The 16,530-nt window shown below is 35.5% G+C and carries 11 protein-coding genes; 5 read left to right on the top strand and 6 right to left on the bottom strand.

Annotation, left to right across the window (positions count from 1 at the left end):
• The first annotated feature begins 216 nt into the window (after window positions 1-216).
• The gene (gene recG / locus ME3_RS03410; protein ID WP_007477157.1) at window positions 217-2,328 is read left to right on the top strand and encodes an ATP-dependent DNA helicase RecG; all 2,112 of its coding nucleotides are present in this window, start codon (window positions 217-219) and stop codon (window positions 2,326-2,328) included.
• Window positions 2,329-2,704: 376 nt separating this feature from the next.
• On the opposite strand, the gene glmS is transcribed toward recG, so the two are convergent.
• The 5 genes from glmS to ME3_RS03385 all read right to left on the bottom strand — a co-directional run bounded on the left by glmS (window position 2,705) and on the right by ME3_RS03385 (window position 8,253).
• Entirely contained in the window at window positions 2,705-4,528 is a 1,824-nt protein-coding gene (glmS, locus tag ME3_RS03405; RefSeq protein WP_007477156.1) for a glutamine--fructose-6-phosphate transaminase (isomerizing), read from the bottom strand.
• A 178-nt stretch (window positions 4,529-4,706) separates the two neighbouring features.
• Window positions 4,707-6,056: a bifunctional UDP-N-acetylglucosamine diphosphorylase/glucosamine-1-phosphate N-acetyltransferase GlmU gene (gene glmU / locus ME3_RS03400; RefSeq protein ID WP_007477154.1), complete on the bottom strand. Its 1,350-nt coding sequence runs from the start codon at window positions 6,054-6,056 to the stop codon at window positions 4,707-4,709.
• Between the two features lie 14 nt (window positions 6,057-6,070).
• Window positions 6,071-6,859: a cytochrome c biogenesis CcdA family protein gene (locus ME3_RS03395; RefSeq protein ID WP_007477152.1), complete on the bottom strand. Its 789-nt coding sequence runs from the start codon at window positions 6,857-6,859 to the stop codon at window positions 6,071-6,073.
• 47 nt (window positions 6,860-6,906) lie between these two features.
• Window positions 6,907-7,869, bottom strand: coding sequence for a carboxypeptidase regulatory-like domain-containing protein (locus ME3_RS03390; protein WP_198002715.1), 963 nt, complete (start codon window positions 7,867-7,869; stop codon window positions 6,907-6,909).
• Between the two features lie 60 nt (window positions 7,870-7,929).
• Window positions 7,930-8,253, bottom strand: a complete 324-nt coding sequence (locus tag ME3_RS03385; RefSeq protein ID WP_007477149.1) for a HesB/IscA family protein — start codon at window positions 8,251-8,253, stop codon at window positions 7,930-7,932.
• Window positions 8,254-8,359: 106 nt separating this feature from the next.
• Between ME3_RS03385 and ME3_RS03380 the strand changes: the two genes are divergently transcribed.
• The 4 genes from ME3_RS03380 (at window position 8,360) to ME3_RS03365 (ending at window position 15,296) form a co-directional block, all read left to right on the top strand.
• Entirely contained in the window at window positions 8,360-9,559 is a 1,200-nt protein-coding gene (locus ME3_RS03380; RefSeq protein ID WP_007477147.1) for a deoxyguanosinetriphosphate triphosphohydrolase, read from the top strand.
• A gap of 30 nt (window positions 9,560-9,589) precedes the next feature.
• Window positions 9,590-11,347 carry an arginine--tRNA ligase gene (argS, locus tag ME3_RS03375; protein ID WP_007477145.1) on the top strand — a complete coding sequence of 586 codons (1,758 nt, stop codon included), beginning with the start codon at window positions 9,590-9,592 and terminating at the stop codon, window positions 11,345-11,347.
• 173 nt (window positions 11,348-11,520) lie between these two features.
• A complete protein-coding gene (locus ME3_RS03370) occupies window positions 11,521-13,920 on the top strand; it encodes an SPOR domain-containing protein (protein WP_007477143.1) in 2,400 nt (799 codons plus the stop codon).
• A gap of 272 nt (window positions 13,921-14,192) precedes the next feature.
• Entirely contained in the window at window positions 14,193-15,296 is a 1,104-nt protein-coding gene (locus ME3_RS03365; RefSeq protein WP_007477141.1) for a branched-chain amino acid aminotransferase, read from the top strand.
• Between the two features lie 115 nt (window positions 15,297-15,411).
• Here the strand turns inward: ME3_RS03365 and glpX are convergent, their stop codons facing one another.
• A complete protein-coding gene (glpX, locus tag ME3_RS03360) occupies window positions 15,412-16,401 on the bottom strand; it encodes a class II fructose-bisphosphatase (protein ID WP_007477139.1) in 990 nt (329 codons plus the stop codon).
• Window positions 16,402-16,530 lie beyond the last annotated feature (129 nt).

The following is a 16,530-nucleotide window of genomic DNA, read 5'->3' as shown; positions in this document are numbered from 1 at the left end:
ATATTCGGAAAGTACTTCAATTCACTTCATATCATATATAATACTACTGATATTAGCCACCCTTCTTGCTCTGTTCTTATCACATTTGTTAATTTAACTCTTTATTCTTACTATCCAAGGCTAAAAAGCAATTTATTCTCATAAACTAAGTAATTTATCCCCAAAAAGCTCTTTTAAAGTACTAGAAAAAATAAAAAGAGCAGGCTAAATTTCCTTATGTATTCAAACCTCTTTAATCTTCTTTCAACCTCTATTCGCACTCTTCCAGGGGTGAACCCGAAAATATACGCTTTACTGGCTAAAGTCTTAAACGTCAATCTCTCACAACATGAACCGACCATAATTGACCTGCTCCAATTGATGCCTCATTCCGTTATAGACCGAAGAATGCGGCCCGATATTGCTTTTGCACCAGAAGGAAAAATCGTTACTCTTGAAATCATAATTGATCAACACCGACCACCGCCATCAAATAGCAACAACCGATCACCTTATCGTGTCATTGGTCATGATAAAACAGGCAACATAAATTTAGTGTTCTTTCACGCTCAACCTTCTTGGCTAGAAAGACAGCTCCCTGAAGGAAAAAAAGTAATTGTATCAGGTAAAGTTGAACGGTTTAATGGACAGCTTTCAATAGTTCACCCTGATCATATAGCGCCCAGCGAAAAGCTAAATCAGATGCCACTAATCGAACCTATCTATCCTTCTACCGCTGGGCTATCAGCAAGAGTGCTAAAACGTGCAATGCAAGGTGCTCTTGAGCGTATTCCTCCTTTGCCAGAATGGATAGATGAAAACCTCAAAAAACAGCAACAATTTTTTTCTTTTTCTGATGCTTTACATTGTATTCATGCACCCACAGATCCCAATGATCTGACCTTAAAAAGTGCAGCACGTCAACGTCTTGCCTATGATGAATTTCTTGCTGGTCAGTTAGCTCTTGGTCTTGTACGTTTAAAAACAAAATCTCTTTCAGGTGCTTCTCGTCCACCAACAGGCGTTTATACAGAAAAACTGCTTGAAGCCTTACCCTTTCAATTAACAAATGCACAAAAAGAAGCAATACAAGATATTGCAAATGATTTAGTTTCACCCGAACCTATGTTAAGACTTCTCCAAGGTGACGTAGGAACAGGAAAAACTGTAGTTGCACTAATGGCAATGGCACAAATTGCTGAAAATTTAGGTCAGTCAGCCTTAATGGCACCCACAGAAGTACTTGCACGACAACATTTTACTATGATTGCCCCTCTTGCTGAAAAAATCGGTTTACAAACAGTTCTTTTAACTGGACGAGAAAAAGGAAAATCACGCATAAATATCCTTGGTGATATCTTATCAGGAAAAACTTCTATTATTATCGGCACCCATGCTTTGATACAAAAAAATGTTACTTATAATAATCTTGCTTTAACCATTATTGATGAGCAACACCGTTTTGGAGTAAATCAACGTCTTGCCCTTACAGAAAAAGGTCATAAACCTGATATATTAGTAATGACAGCTACCCCTATTCCACGCACGCTGGTATTAACAGCCTTTGGCGACATGGATGTATCAAAAATCACAGAAAAACCAATTGGACGAAAACCAATCACTACAGCAATCCTTCCTTTAGAACGAATCGATGAACTTATAGAACGAATTGCAGTTGCAGTAGAAAAAGGAGAAAAACTTTATTGGATTTGTCCCTTGGTAGAAGAATCAGAAAACTTTCAACTCACTTCGATTGAAAACCGTTTTGCCATTCTCCATAAACGATTTGGTACATGTGTTGGTATGATACATGGAAAAATGTCCACCGCTAAAAAAAATGCAGCAATAGCGTCTTTTAAATGTGGAGAAACATGTATTTTAGTTGCAACTACAGTTATTGAAGTAGGAGTAGATATTCCCGATGCCTCAATCATCATAATCGAACACGCAGAGCATTTTGGTCTTTCACAATTACACCAATTGCGTGGACGTGTTGGACGAGGAGAAAAAAAATCTTCCTGTATTTTACTATATAAAGCTCCACTTACAAAAATGGCTGCAACACGTCTTAATATCATACGTAATACAGAAGATGGTTTTAAAATTGCTGAAGAAGATCTGCGCTTGCGAGGAGAAGGTGAACTTTTAGGAACACGACAATCTGGTATGCCTGAATTTCACATAGCAAATCTTACAGCGCACCATAAACTTTTGTTAATGGCAAGAAAAGATGCACAGTTATTCTTGCAATACGATTCTGATCTTTCCTCACCACGAGGACAAGCTTTACGCTTACTTCTTTACCTTTTTGGACATGGCGATGCTATTCAGCTTTTACGTTCAGGCTAACTTTTAAAAAGCCTATTTACGAACAGAATCATCCAAAATTTTATTGCTGAACAAGTTTTAATCAATCCTAACAAGAAGTATTTTTACAAAAAACTATGTGTGGACTAAATGAATATCTGAGTTTTTAAAACTGCTGTTTTGCACAAAACATTGGAAAACAAAATATATTATTTTCCTCGCACCTTTTTAAAAGAACTATTCTATTCTTCCTTAATAACTCAAACAATAAATTGATAAATATTGTTGTTACAGTAAAAAAGATTTCAGTAGACAATAAAATGCTTATCATTAATAATGAATACCAATCCTAATTTATTACATATTGATTTCTAGCTTTAATTATTTTCTACACCTCCTAAAGACATAAAACTATTTTTTATTCGACTGTTACCGATTTTGCCAAATTACGAGGTTGATCAACGTCTGTTCCCAACAAAACAGCTGTGTGATAAGCAATTAACTGAATAGGTAAAGTATAAATAATAGGTGCAATAAATTCTGGAATCTCTGGCAAAATAATAGTCGACAAAGAACTAAAACGTGTAGCCTCCATTCCTCTTTTATCCGTTATCAAAATAATACGGCCATTGCGTGCTGCTACTTCTTGCATATTAGAAAAAGTCTTTTCAAACCATTTATCATAAGGCGCAATAACAATAACTGGTATTGTGTTATCAACCAATGCAATTGGTCCATGCTTCAATTCACCCGCTGCATAACCTTCAGCGTGAATATAAGAAAGCTCTTTTAGTTTGAGTGCTCCCTCCAAAGCAATCGGATAAGAAGTACCACGCCCAAGATAGAGAACACCTTTTGCATTCACTAAATCACGACAAATGTGCTCAATTGTGTTATCAAGTTTCAAAACCTCATTTAAAATTCGTGGTATCTCTGCTAACTGTTGCACTAACCGCTGTTCTACCGTTTCTAAAAGGCGTCCACGTTGTTTAGCTGCACATAAAGCCATTGAAGCAAGTGTTGACAATTGACAGATAAAAGCTTTTGTTGAAGCAACACCAATTTCTGGACCAGCTAATGTCGGTAAAACAAAATCAGCTTCCCTTGCCATTGTTGATTGCTCAACATTTACAACTGTCGCTGTTTTTAGATCGCAATCCTTACAGTAACGTAAAGATGCTAATGTATCCGCTGTTTCTCCGGATTGAGAAACAAATACCGACAATGCATCAGTTGTCATAGGCGGTTCCCGATAACGAAATTCAGAGGCCACATCATTATCAACACTTAAAGCAGCAAGACTTTCAAACCAATAACGTGCAACTAAGGTTGAATAATAAGCAGTTCCACAACTTGCAAATAATAATCGGTTAACATTTTTCCAATCAATTGAGTTTTTAAGTGGGCGAACTTTATAATTTCCAAGATCAAGATAACGTGCTAAATTACGAGAAATAACATCAGGTTGTTCAAATATTTCTTTGCGCATAAAATGACGATGACTACCTTTAGAAACAAACAAAGTGCCATCACACAACGTTGTAATGGGGCGTTTTGTCTGTTGACCGTCTGCATTATAAATTGTTACCCCCTCACGCGTAAGAACAGTCAAATCCCCATCTTCCATATAGCTTATACGATTTGTAAATGAAGCTAAAGCAATTGCATCTGATCCTACAAAAAATTCATCCTTACCATAGCCAATAGCTAAAGGAGGGCCAGAACGAACAGCAATTATCAGATTATCCTCACCTTCAAAAATAAGAGCAATCGCAAAAGCACCCTTTAATTTTTTCCAACTTGTGCATGTTGCTTCCTTCGGAGAAAGACCATCTTTTAACGCACGAGTAATTAAATGAGCAATAACTTCTGTATCAGTTTCCGTTTCAAAGGTATAACCGTCTTCGATGAGTTCTTTTCGCAATTCTACAAAATTTTCAATAATACCATTGTGCACAATTGCAAGCCGATCGGTCATATGGGGATGAGCATTGCGTTCTACGGGGACGCCATGTGTAGCCCAACGTGTATGGCCAATTCCCAAATTACCTTTTAAAGGTGTGCTTTTTAGTTTTTCTTCTAAATGAGCCAACTTACCTTTGGCTCGAATACGATGAAGGTGCCCATTAAATACTGTTGCTAAACCAGATGAATCATAACCTCTGTATTCAAGACGTTTCAAACCATCAACCAGATAGGATGCAACAGGTTTATTTCCAACAATTCCGATAATTCCGCACATTAGAAAACTCCAATCTACACCCTTAAGTTCATAACAAGTCCCATAAATAATTAGACTAATTCTATTCGCAATTTTAAGCGACCATGTGAAATAGAATATGCTATAATCATAATAAAGGGATAAATTTTTATCATAAATGCTTAGATCACCATAAAACAAAAAAAGAAATTGAAAATATTTACTTTTTTCGTTTTTCTATTGATAAACGTTTACGCAATTTTGTTGCACGATTTTCTTTTATTACCTGGCGTGCACGCCCCAAAGCCAAACTGTTTACAGGAATATCTTCAGTGATAACACTTCCTGAAGCGATATAGGAATTTTTTCCGATAATCAATGGAGCAACAAGTGCTGAATTAGATCCAATAAAAACATTGTCATCAATTATAGTTTTATGTTTATAAAAGCCATCATAATTGCACGTAATTGTACCAGCTCCAATATTAGTGTGTGCACCAATTTCTGCATCACCAATATAACTCAAATGGTTAATTTTAGCAGCTTCCCCTACCTTTGCTTGTTTAATTTCACAAAAGTTTCCAATCTTAACTGATCGTGCTAACTCTGTCCCAGAACGTAAACGTGCATAAGGACCAATTTGTGTATCTGCACCAACAAAAGCCCCCTCTAAATAACTAAATGCGCGAATAACTGCACCAGACTGCACTTTCACCCCCGGCCCAAAATAAACATTTGGCTCAATCAAAACACCTGGTTCAATTTCTGTATCATAAGAAAAATAAACACTTTCTGGCTTCAATATTATCACACCAGATAACATGAAATCACGTGCCTTACGTTTCTGCCATAAAGTATCAACTTCAGAAAGTTCAAAACAGTTATTAACTCCTATAACATTATCAAAAGGTACTTCAATGACTCGAACATCTAGCCCTTCACGTGATGCAATAGAAACAATATCTGTTAAATAATATTCTTGCTGCGCATTATTATTACTAATTTCATCCAAGAGAGAAAGCACATACTTTCCATTAATAGCCATTATTCCGCCATTACAAAAAGAATTCTTTTTCTCTTCATCACTTGCATCTTTTTCTTCTACAATAGCTATAAATTTACCATTTTTTTCGATAAGGCGGCCATATCCCGTTGGATCAGAAGCATAAAAGCCAGCCACAACAACATCTGCTCCCATAGCAAGAGGAGCGCGAATCCGTGTCAACGAAGCATGTTCAATCAAAGGAGTATCACCAAAGATAATCAGAACATCATTTATCCCTTTTTGTAAAGCTAATCGAGCAGATAAAACAGCATGAGCAGTTCCTAAACGCTCTTTTTGTTCAAAAATCATGACATCCTTTACACATGATTGAACAACCTTAGTAACATCTTCACCTCCAGCGCCTACGACAACTGCTAATTGGGAAAAACCTGCCAATTCTACTTGTTTTACCACATGGCATATAAGCGGTAACCCTGCTATCTTATGAAGTACCTTAGGAAGAAACGACTTCATACGCGTTCCATCCCCTGCCGCAAGAACAATAGAAAGACAACTTCTAACCATAAAACACACAAAGATTAACGAAAAAAGCCAAACCAACGAGAAATATCATGCCAACTGATAACTTCGACATTACTCAGTAAAGGATAATTTTCCAAAAGCCAAAATGAAAAATTTTGAATATAGCCTGTCAAAAATAAAATACCTGTAATAACCAGAAAAATACCAATAATTTTTTCAACTTTCCCTAAATGAACACGAAAAGCTCTCAAAAATTTCATAAAGCTGCTTGAAAATAAAGCTGCTAATACAAAAGGCACAGCAAGACCTAATGAATAAAATCCTAAAAGGATGGCCCCTTCTGCTACAGTTTCTTTTGTTCCAGCAAGGGTTATAATAGGGCCTAAGATTGGACCAATACATGGCGTCCAACCAAACGCAAAAGCTAAACCTATAACATAAGCCCCTAAAGGCCCAGTAGGAATTTTATGCGTTTGAAAGCGTGCTTCTCGCGATAATAAATTAATTTTAAAAACATGTAAAAAATTTAAACCAAAAATAATGATAATAATTCCAGCAGCAATAGCAAACCAATCACGATAATAACCTATGAATTTACCAATTGTACTTGCACTTGCTCCTAAAGCAACAAAAATAGTTGTAAACCCAAGCACAAAAGCAAAAACAGAAGATAAAAGTACCAAACGTACAGATGCGTTTCCATTCTCTTTTTCTGAACGAAAATCATCAACACTAATACCAGCCATATAGCACAAATAAGGAGGAACTAACGGTAAAACACACGGTGATAAAAAAGATAATGCACCGGCAAAAAACACACTTAATATTGAAAATTCTAAGACCAAATTTTATACCTATCCTCAAATTATAAGTTTATACTCACAAATAATAATCAATACATCGACTCATCAAATTTCTGTATATTTTGTGTATCTGCTATGACATTTACATCTTCATCTCGGCCAGAAGTTACTGAAAAAACCTTTTGATAAATTTGATCTTTATTTTTAGCAATCGCAATATAATCACCTTCAGCCAATACAAGTGAAACATAAGCCCCTACTGTTTCATAAACAATATCACCAGACTCATTAGTAATCGACCAACTTGTATCTGCCAACGCCTCTCCTCCTTCTTGACGAACCAACCTTAATACAATCTGAGCTGCTTGATGTTGAAAGGTTACTTCAATAATTTTGCCCGCATCTACTTGGATATCCGAACGGGTTATGGCATTAACCGAACCATAATGAGAAACAACATGGTAATGACCTGTTTTTAAACGTACAATCGATTGAGGTTTTACATTCGACAAGATCACGCCTGTATCATCATTTTCCTCTGCATCTTTATAGATAGTAAAATGTAATTCCTTTTCGTTAACTGTACCATTAAGTAGTGTGCTGTTAAAAACAATACCACCAGCATTAAGATTAAAATTTTTGACGAACTCTTGTTTATTTTTTAAATTTACCTGATCTACCATACTTGCATGACCAAATGAAACATGCACAAGATAATTGCCCTCTTCTAAATCAAAATGTGCAGTGCCACCTTCAAAAGTCGCGATCAATGGTAATTTATTATCAATTCCCAAGATAGGTGTATAAACACGCCATATTAATCCTTTTGTAATATTCTCACTGTTACGAGTTAATCGAGCATTGAGTATTAGTTTAGCTTGAGAATGCTCCTGTTCATGATTTTCAGAATGTGTAATGGAAGTTATTGGTCGCTCTTGTTGATAGTTTTGAAGCTCTTTTTCCTCAGAAAATGCACTATCGTTCCAAATCAACAAAACAGGTATTATAGCTAACCGTAAAGTCTGACGTAATATTTTTGTAAATATGCTCATTTCTACATTGTTGACCAAAGCAACGATCTTTTCAAGAAGCAATGTCAGAGAATTACTATTCTAAATTGAAAAACTAACACCACAACCACATGATGAGGTAGCATTGGGATTATGTATTTGAAAAGACTGCTCCATGAGATTGTCAACAAAATCAATTTCTGCCCCTTTCATGAAAGGAAGAGAGAGTGAATCAATTAATATAACCGCTCCATCTTTTTTTATAACGAGATCATCTTCTCTACTTTCAGAAACCAAATCATATTTATATGAAAAACCTGAACACCCACCACCTTCAACAGAAATTCGTAACGCTATTTTATCGGGTTTACTCGAAAGTATCTGTGTAATCCGCTTAGCAGCAAAATCTGATATTTTTACACTCATTTTTCACACCCTTGCATTAAACTGTTGAGAAAGCATATCCTAAACAGATAAAAGCTTGTTAATAACAAATTAATTTTAAATTTAAGGTGAGAATGGATAACTTGCAATGGATAATAATACCAATTTCAATTACCAATCTCGGGCAATATATAGCACAAATCCACAAAGAAGTCGTGGTAGATTATTTAATGAAGCTATAAGTGCTACACGTACACCTTTTCAACGAGATAGGGACCGTATTATCCACTCTAATGCATTTCGACGTCTTAAACATAAAACCCAAGTGTTTATTGCCGACGAAAGTGATCATTATCGCACTCGCCTTACCCATTCGATCGAAGTTTCCCAAATCGCGCGTACATTAGCTCGTGCATTATATCTTGATGAAGATCTTGCCGAAGCCATTGCTCTTGTGCACGACTTTGGGCATACGCCTTTTGGGCATGCAGGGGAAGATGCTCTTAATGAAGCAATGGCACCTTATGGCGGTTTTGATCATAACGCACAAGCATTACGTATTGTTACAAAGCTTGAACACCGTTATGCAAACTTTGATGGATTAAATCTCACCTGGGAAACACTTGAAGGACTTGTGAAACATAATGGACCTCTTTTAGGCCCTCATTCTTCCAATAAAAATGTCCCTATTGATATTTTTCAATATAATACACAACAAGATCTTGAGCTTGATTGTTTTGCTGGATTAGAAGCGCAATGTGCTGCTATTGCTGACGACATTGCTTACAATGCTCATGATATTGATGATGGTTTACGCGCACATTTTTTAACAATTAATCAATTCGAAAATATTTCGTTAACCGCTTCATTATTACACAATATTGAACAAGAATACCCACAGCTTGATCAAACTCGACGTGGTTACGAACTGGTACGCAGACAAATAACAGTCATGGTTGAGGATGTTATCGAACAATCACAAAAAAACTTAACACTCATAAAACCTGAAAGTGTAAACGACATTCACCAGGCAGGACAAACTATTGTTACCTTTTCTCCCACAATGGCCATTCAAGAAAAACAGTTAAAGGATTTCTTATTTAAAAATCTTTATTATCATGACCAAGTCCTCACGCGTCGAAATGCAGCAAAACAAGTCATACAAAAATTATTTGATTGTTATTATAAAAATCCAGAACTCATGCCTGAAAACTGGTGCAACAAAATAGCTCATTTAACAAATCAGGAATTGGCACGTCTCATTGCTGATTTTTTATCAGGTATGACCGACCACTATGCATTGCGTGAATACCACCGACTATTTGACCATACAGATGATTTCGTTTAATTAATTTCGAATACAATATGGAATTAGAATATGAATATCTTTAAAAGTTTCGAAAAAAAAATTAAAGAATTAATCGAATTATCTGATATAAAAGAAAAAAATAGAGAAACTTTAGATTTATCAAAAGTTACTGTTGACCCCCCACGAGACCCTTCGCATGGTCATCTATCAACCAATGCGGCTATGGTGCTTGCAAAATCTGTTGGACTTAACCCACGCATACTCGCAGAAAAAATTATAGAACTTCTAAAAAATGATCAGTCTATTGAATGTATTAATGTTGCTGGTCCTGGATTTATTAATATCAAACTGACAAAATCATTTTGGCAAGACGTATTAAAATCAATGATTGAAGCAGGTATAGCCTATGGTAGCAGCCAAATAGGACAGGATAAACGAGTCAATGTTGAGTATGTTTCTGCAAATCCAACAGGTCCAATGCACGTCGGACATTGCAGAGGTGCCGTTATTGGAGATGTTCTTTCTAATTTGCTTCAATTTGTTGGCTATAATGTCACTAAAGAATATTACATTAATGATGCTGGTGGGCAAGTTGAAGTACTAGCGCATTCTGTTTTGTTGCGCTACCGCCAAGCGCTTGGGCAAACAATCAATGAAATTCCAGAAGGGCTGTATCCTGGTGAGTATCTGATACCATTAGGGCAATCACTTGCTCAAGAATTTGGTGACCAATTACTTACTATAGATAAATCCGAAGCTTTATCTATAGTAAAAGAGCATGCAATTGATGCAATGATGGCTATGATTCGCGATGATTTATCTGCCTTGAACATTCATCATGACGTTTTTTTTTCCGAACGAATGCTTTATGCTGATAATGCGCAAGCCATTCGCAGTGCAATCAATGACCTCACTTTAAATGGTTATATCTATAAAGGTACACTCTCTCCACCAAAAGGGAAAATCATAGAAGATTGGGAACCACATGAGCAAACCTTGTTCCGTTCAACTGATGTTGGTGATGATCAAGACCGTGTTTTGATTAAATCTGATGGTTCTTATACTTATTTTGCCGCTGATATTGCGTATTTTCGTGATAAATTTAACCGCCATTTTGACGAGATGATTTATATTTTGGGTGCAGATCACACCGGATACGTAAAACGATTAGAAGCAGTAGCAAAAGCAATTTCTGGAGATAAAGCTAAACTGGCTGTTTTCTTATGCCAATTAGTGAAACTCTTTCGTAACGGTCAACCTGTACGTATGTCCAAAAGAGAGGGGGCGTTTGTTACCCTGCGCGATGTTGTAGAAGAAGTTGGTCGTGATCCAGTGCGTTTTATGATGCTTTATCGTAAATGTGAAGCACCTCTTGATTTTGATTTCACAAAAGTGACAGAACAATCAAAAGATAATCCTATTTTTTATGTGCAATATGCAAGTGCACGTTGTCATTCAGTTTTTCGTCAAGCACAAGAAAGTCTGCATATCGACAACCTTTCAAGCAATATAATGATTCCTTATCTTGATAAGTTAATAGACGATAGCGAAATATCCTTGATACGTAAACTTGCTGAATATCCACGTATTATTGAACAAGCTGTAATTCATAAAGAACCGCATCGACTAGCATTTTATCTTTATGATCTTGCTTCAAACTTTCATGGACATTGGAATAAAGGTAATGATAATCCTGATTTACGCTTTACAAAACTTGAAGATAAAGAATTATCCTTGGCTAGATTAGGTTTGATCCAAGCTGTCGTTAATATTTTATCATCAGGACTTCAAATTGTAGGAATAAAAGCATCAACAGAAATGCGTTGAAAAAGTCCTACAAAGCTATAAAATGAACTTTTTATTAAAAATGTTTTTTGTATACTTCTTTTATAAAAATGCATTTTTTTGATTGAAAGAAAAGATTTTATAATTCCAAACACAATAAATCTAAATTAATAAATTTACTGCATTCAAACGCAGATCATCATGTGAGAAAACCTATGAGCGATAATAATCGCAAAAATTTGCAGAAAGAAAAACAAAATCATGAACAGCATGATTCTGTGGAAGAGTTTACTCAAATTTTCAATTCAAACACACAAAATAGAAATCAAAATTCTCATCATACTCACTCTTTGTTAGAATCTGATTATTCTACACCTCAAACTCCATTCCAAAATAATGATTTTGACCTTCCTTTTTTAGAAGACAATTTTGAAAATAATTTAGGGGGTGAATTGCCATTTAACAGTCAAAATGAGCAATGGAATTTACAATCAAATATTAACAATCCAACTTCAATGGATACAGCTCCCCCTGCTCCCAATCACTCAGAAAAAGATAGTTCTTTTTCTGAAGGAATGCATTCTTATTCTTCCCATAATGATGAAGAACAAATTTTAGAAGCACTTTCCCCATTACCCATTCAGAAAAATGAAGGGCTGCAAGATAAAACAGCACCAACTAATATTGATCCTTTTTTTGAAACAGATGATTTTAACACAAATCTAAAAAATTTATTTTTTGATGAGATAGATGAACAAAATAAAAATACAGTCATAAAAAAAGCATATGGAAAAACTGAAGCTTTTTTACAAACAAATGCACAACAGCCCACAACTAACAATACACAATCAAACTATGATGACAAGCAAAGCGTTTATCACACACCCGTAAATTCTCCTTATGAGATGCGGGTTAATCAACAAAATTTGGGTAATAATCATTATGATAGTGGATTCTTAAAACAAGAAGACAAAATTGCAAAATATAAAGATGTGCAAACCCAATATTCCCAAAACAATATAAACACTACTGAAGGTCTCTCTCATCAAAACAGTACAAGTGAGATCTGGAACAATCAAAATAATTTAAGTGATACACAAGCCTCATCAGAACCTCTTAATACTACACAAACAGAAAATTTTTTTGTAGATGGGCATTCTCACAATGACAATCCTCCTCCAGAGATTGATACTTATAAACTTGCAGACGAAATCGTAGAAAAAACTGAACCCATTATGGCTTCAAAAATTCTCTATGAAGCGCCCAAATATAATGTACCTGTTGATGGTCTTCAAAAAGAATTCTCTGAAATATTCAATGTAGGAAATGTCTCTTCAGAAGATTTTTTACAGCAGCAACAAAATGACTTTTTTAACGAAATTTCTCATCATACTAAGCAAGATCCAGGAGAAAGTTCATCGCTAAACACCTTGCAACAGAGTGCTAACCATTCTTCTGTTGAAAACAAAGAACAACCTTTCCCTCCTTTTTCCAATAGTTCCCAACATAAATCTGCAGACGAAGTGTACACTCATGTACTGGCAACTTCATATTCGAGAAATTTTATCAGAAAAAGTTTTATTAGAGGTGTTATTCTTTTTACTCTGATTGCAATTAGTATTTTTAGCTATTTTCGCTTTTTTATATCATCAAGTGAAAATGAAAGCCCACTCATTATCCATGCTGATAACACACTTTTTAAAGTCAAGCCAGAAACAACTGAAACTGAAAATAATGTTACTCATGATTTAAATATTTACAATCAAAAAAACAGTAAAGACAAAACACAAAAAAGCGCACAACAGCCTCTTGTTGACAGTTCTGAAACGCCTGAAAATTTAACAGCATTAAATGAAAAGGCACCTGAAAATACCTCTTCTGCTTCTTCTTATGATGAACCTAATATTGAAGATGCAATTACAGAAGCTCTCAGCCATACTGTACCAACACGAGAAGTTCAAACTGTTATTGTAAAAGCAGATGGTACAATGGTACTTACTCCAGCGCATCAGACAAATGAAAAACTAGCAGGTCAGTCTACAGAACCCACTAATCAATCTGAAACAATTAATCAATCTGCTGATCAACTTCAAGATGACTCTGTAGATTCCGTGCAATCGTCCAATACCAACAATAATCAAGCAGAAGATGATACTGCAACAAATATTGACACAATTATCGCGGAAAGTGCTTCTATCCCTGATGATGGAAACTTTTTCACTCCCAATGAAAATCCTTCTATTTCTAGTGCTGAAGAAAAAACTAAAGATTCATTCATACCAGTGCCTTTATCTGTAAAACCTAATCCAACTGTACAAACACACAGTAGTGATCGTTCAAGTCTATCGGCACAAGTAACGACACAAAACTCAGAAAACTACTATGTACAACTTGCATCGCACCCAACGTCTGAATTAGCTGAAAATTCTTTGAAAAAATTAAAATCTAAATTCGGATCTCTTATTGGTGAGCGTCCTTTCAATATTCAATCTACTTCTATACCAGAAAAAGGGACCTATTATCGTGTCCGTATTCAAACTCAAAATCGTAATGAAGCTATAAACCTTTGCGAAAATATCAAAATCTCTGGCGGAAATTGCTTTGTCACACGCTAAATAATATAGTAACAGCTTAAAAAACTGTTGCTATATTTTACTTATTTTTTGTTGTAGCATTACTTTATAAAGATGTGTTTTGTAAACTTGTAAAAAATTCAAAAGTAAAACTCTAATAATACAGTTTAAAATATTTAAGAATAATCTCACAGCTGCAATAAAAACATTGACACTAAGAAATTGCTAATCATAATATTGTATAATTGAAATGTTTTGTTATCTTCTCAGTAAAAATATATAAAAATAAAACATAATCTCAGAAGGTTTCATTTATGACTTCTTTTACATCATCTCTCCCATTTACAATAGAAAAGCATCCGTCGCCTTTATCAAACGAAAAACGAGAAGAAATTCTAAAAAATCCTGGTTTTGGTCAATTTTTTACAGATCATATGGGGGTTATTCAATGGAATGAAGAAAAAGGTTGGCACAATGCCACTATTTCTCAGTACAAATCTCTAGAGATTAATCCTGCAAGTACCGTTTTGCACTATGCTCAAGGAATTTTTGAAGGTTTGAAAGCATATCGTGCAAAAGATGGACGTATTTTATTATTTCGTCCTGATGCTAACGCGCAACGTTTTGCAGAATCTGCCAAACGATTAGCTATGCCTGAACTGCCAAAAAATATCTTTTTAGATGCTATTAATCAATTGGTGAAAATTGATCAAAAGTGGGTTTCTGGCCATCCAAATGCTAGCCTCTATTTACGCCCGTTCATGTTTGGTAATGAAAGCTTCTTAAAAGTCCGTCCTTCCCGAGAATATATTTTTTGCATTATAGCATCTCCAGTTGAGTTATATTTTACAGGGGAAAAAGCTGTTAGTGTATGGCTTGAAACAGAATATAGTCGTGCTGGTCCAGGTGGCACGGGAGCTGTCAAATGTAGTGGAAATTATGCAGCAGGCTTACTTGCACAAAATAACGCAATTAAAAATAATTGTAGTCAAGTGCTGTTCCTTGATATGGTTGAACATAAGTGGATTGAAGAGCTTGGTGGTATGAATATTTGCTTTATTATGGCAAATAATACTCTTGTAACACCTGCATTAAATGGCACTATTCTTTCAGGAATAACGCGTGATTCAATTTTGAAGTTAGCGCAACAAATGAATCTAACAATAGAAGAGCGTCCTTATTCTTTTGAATCTCTAAAAGAAGACGCAAAAAATGGTAAACTTAAAGAAGTTTTTGCTTGTGGTACTGCTGCTGTTATCACATCAATTGGACGATTTAAATATAAAGGAGGAGAATTTGCCATTGGGAACGAAGCAATTGGTGAGATTACAGCAAAACTTCACGCACAACTAATTGGTATTCAAAAAGGAAATATAGAAGATAAAAATGGCTGGGTCTACCCGGTTCAACTCACTTAAAAATTCGTAAAAACTAGAGAAAATCTCTAAGATTCATTCTTAAAATTTTATAAGAATTTAGCTTTTAAAAAGCTTCTTTTATTAAAAAAAACAACAGCTTAAAAGAATAAAAAAATCAGCTAAATTTTGATTGGGTTTTGTGCTGTGTCTTAATATTACGAATTGTGCCCGTACATGAACGCATCACAATAGTTTCTGTCTGAATATAATTGCGTGTAAATTTAACACCAGAAAGTATATTACCATCAGTCACGCCTGTTGCAGCAAACAAGACATCACCCTTTGCCATTTCCTCCATTGTATAAACTTTATTGGGATCACTAATTCTCATTTTGGCAGCGCGTGCAATCTTTTCTTCTGTATCAAGTTTTAAACGCCCTTGCATTTGCCCACCAATGCAACGCAAAGCCGCTGCAGCTAACACCCCTTCTGGTGCTCCACCAATACCCATGTAAATATCAATACCCGTTTCATCTGGATCAGTTGTATGAATAACACCAGCAACATCACCATCACCAATCAAACGGATCGACGCACCAGTTGCACGTACTTTACCAATCAGTTCTGTGTGGCGAGGCCGATCCATAATGCAGACAGTAATTTGATCAACAGCTACTCCCTTAGCCTTTGCAAGAGCATAAATATTATCTCCAGGTTCAGCATCTATATCAACCAAACCCTTCGGATAGCCAGGACCAATAGCAATTTTTTGCATATAAACATCCGGTGCATAAAGCAAATTACCTTTTTCAGCAATCGCAATTACCGCAAGCGAATTAGCTAAATTTTTAGCGCAAATTGTCGTTCCCTCAAGTGGATCAAGTGCAATATCAACTTCTGGCCCAGTGCGAAGCCCTACCTTTTCTCCAATATAAAGCATAGGAGCTTCATCGCGTTCACCTTCACCAATCACAACCGTACCATCAATAGGTAAACGATTAAGTTCCTGACGCATTGCATCCACAGCAGCTTGATCAGCTGCCTTTTTATCACCACGCCCTCGTAAACGCGCAGCTGCTACAGCAGCACATTCAGTCACACGGACTAATTCAAGCGTTAAAATACGATCAAGTCCATTTAAAATATTCTGAGTTACTTTGGGCATATAAAAATCCTACCAGATTGGCATTTTAGCTAATAACATTAGCATTCACTATCAAATGTTAACAATAAAACTTTTTCGTAAAAATGAAAGCCTTCTACAAAAAATAATCAACTTTCCCCTTTATCATCA

The organism is Bartonella melophagi K-2C (genome assembly GCF_000278255.1).
Taxonomy (GTDB): Bacteria; Pseudomonadota; Alphaproteobacteria; order Rhizobiales; family Rhizobiaceae; genus Bartonella; species Bartonella melophagi.
The sequence above is the reverse complement of the archived record's forward strand: the minus strand, read 5'-3'. Positions and strand labels throughout refer to the sequence as shown.